The 2588-nt window shown below is 46.3% G+C and carries 1 protein-coding gene and 1 pseudogene; one reads left to right on the forward strand and one right to left on the reverse strand.

The window, feature by feature from the left end; translation table 11 throughout:
- Positions 1-127: 127 nt before the first annotated feature.
- Positions 128-553, forward strand: a pseudogene (locus AK963_RS27655) (transposase); the annotation flags it as partial.
- Between the two features lie 292 nt (positions 554-845).
- On the opposite strand, the gene AK963_RS27660 reads toward AK963_RS27655, so the two are convergent.
- The gene (locus AK963_RS27660) at positions 846-2168 is read right to left on the reverse strand and encodes an MATE family efflux transporter (protein WP_175404696.1); all 1323 of its coding nucleotides are present in this window, start codon (positions 2166-2168) and stop codon (positions 846-848) included.
- Between the last annotated feature and the right edge of the window lie 420 nt (positions 2169-2588).

Consider the following 2588-nt stretch of genomic DNA (forward strand, 5'->3'; position numbering starts at 1 on the left):
TGCATCGTGAAAGTTTTCAGGAAAATCGGGAGTTTTAGGCATGACATTAACGGGATGAACAACAGGCTATTTAAAGTATAAAGGCAATCGCAGAATTCGTGACATATTTTGAAAATGAAATTGGTGTAACTCGCTGAAATACGTCTCCTACAAGGACCGTAAATGCGTCGCCAGCGACCTGAAACGGATTTACCGGTCAGCGACTGCTGAAGAAGCAGAAATGGAGCTGGAAGCCTTTGAAGAAGCCTGGGGGGAGAAATTCCCATCGATTGGTAAGTCCTGGCGTAATAACTGGGATAACCTGATTACTCTGTTCGACTATCCTGAAGATATCCGAAAAGCGATTTATACAACGAATGCCATTGAGTCCTTGAATAGCGTCATTCGTAAGGCGATCAAGAACCGGAAGATTTTTCGGACTGATGAGTCAGTCATGAAGGTAATCTATCTGGCCATGGAAAAAGCTTCCGAGAAATGGACCATGCCGATCAGGAACTGGAAAGCAGCCATGAACCGGTTTGAAATTATGTTTCCTGACCGGTTCAAGGAGTAATAGTTTTGGTGGCGTTTACACAGAATTATTTACAGGCTCTTAAAAACACGATTCATCGCCAACTGACACTTCTGTGTCTTCAGTTCAGTGCCCTGAATAGGGCACTGAATTTTCATACACCTTCAATGTAATGATTTCGGGTGTTGCAATTAGTGATGAGATCAATCTGAAAACCCATCATGATTTGATTCATTCAGCGTTGCTAATTACTCATTTAAAATGACCACACCACTCAGGTTGCATCTTCTTACCCTATGGTAATGCCTGAGGTAAATCTTCTTTAGCAATATCTTTAAACCTGTATTTTACTCCACCGGCGTGAGCGCCAGACAGCCAGGAAGCTTACCGAGGTTATCATTCGTTGCAGTGTCGGTACTGCCCAGACTGCAGTAAGCCCAAGCCCCAGAATAGGGCCAATAAGCCAGCATAGTGGCAGGAGGATAAGCCATTGGGCAATAAAGCGGATACAGAGCACGGTTCGGTTGGCACCAGCCCCAAGTAGGGCCTGAACAAAGACCAGTGACGGGGCGTCAAGAACTAAGCCAATACCCGTTAATTGCAATGGTATTGCTCCCATTGCCAGCAGTGATGGGTCATGAAGGAAAAGCGACAGAACGGCCTCTGGAATAAAGATTAATGGCAGACTGAGTACCAGCAGGACAGCGCTGGCGGTATACATCACTTCCTGTCCCCATCGCCAGGCCACTTCTGGCTCACGGGCGCCAAGGCTCTGGCTGACCAGTGTGTTGGCGGCCATTCCCAGACCCAGGCCCGGTAATATCAACATCAGAGAGATATTCAGCAGAACATGGGCAATGGCCATTTCACTGATACCCAATTGGGCAACAATGGCAAATAGCATCATCATGCCAAGAGCAAACAAGGTTTGTTGCAGGGAATCGGGAACAGCAAGAAATACCAGACGTTTTAATGCCGCCCAGTTTTTCCAGCGTGTTAAAAAGCCGTATTTTCTGGCGCGCTTATTGAGAATCCATAGATTGAGAAAAGCACCCAGGTACATGGACAATAAGGTTCCCAGGGCGGCCCCTTTTACTCCCATGGTGGGCAAACCCAGTTTCCCGTAAATCAGTATGAAACTGAGAATAACATTGCAAATATGAGTGCAGACCAGCAGTTTAAGAAACCCTTTGGGCTCACCAATACCATTCCAGAAGCCACGAAATGAGAGGTTCATCGCCGCTGCGGTAAGGGCCATCACTCGAATCTGAAAATAGTCGGTTGCCTCCCCTTTGAAGGTAGGGGAGCTTTGATCAAATAAATCCAGCAACCAGGGAGCCGTCATAACCAGAATAATACTGAGCGGCATGGCAAAGCAGAATGCGATGATCAATCCGTGATTGGTTGGCATTGCACACTCATCAAGGCGGCCAGCACCTACGCGGCGGGCCACCTGAGCCTGAATGGCAGCGGAAAGGCCAGTCATCAACGATAGCGCTACAAAGTTCGCATAGCTGCCTGCACCGACAGCGGCAAGGGCGTTCTCCCCCAGGGGACCCACCAGTGCAGCATCCACCAGATTGATCATACTCTGCGAGAGCATGGCCAGCATGATGGGGAAACCTAACTGAAAAATTGTGGCAAGCCTTTGCTTCAAACTGACTCCATTATTTCTAACAGTTTTACATGGCAATTGGGCGGCGATAACACTTAGCCGTAAGGCTAGTTGATCAAGCCAGCACTCAGAAAAAACATACAGTACTTACCTTATAGCAGTACGCTATTTTCATGATGAATAGCAAGAATTGTATGCACTTTTATTAGGTTTTGTCTGTGAGTTAACGGCTATTTTACTGAAAATCAACAGAGTCCATCCAGAAAGGACTGGCAGGAAGGATCAATAAAGTTTCAAAAATGAACAGGCGTTTTAAAAGAAAAGGGGCTGTATGGCCTAGCCGCTACGCTAATTGGTGGCGGCTAGGATAAGTATTAAACTTCCCACAAATGACATATAAGGCATTGTTAATCAATAATATTATTTATATTTGAGGGGTGGCAGGAGCATCCATTTTTATAC

Origin of the sequence: Endozoicomonas atrinae (assembly GCF_001647025.1) — a bacterium.
Taxonomy (GTDB): Bacteria; Pseudomonadota; Gammaproteobacteria; order Pseudomonadales; family Endozoicomonadaceae; genus Endozoicomonas; species Endozoicomonas atrinae.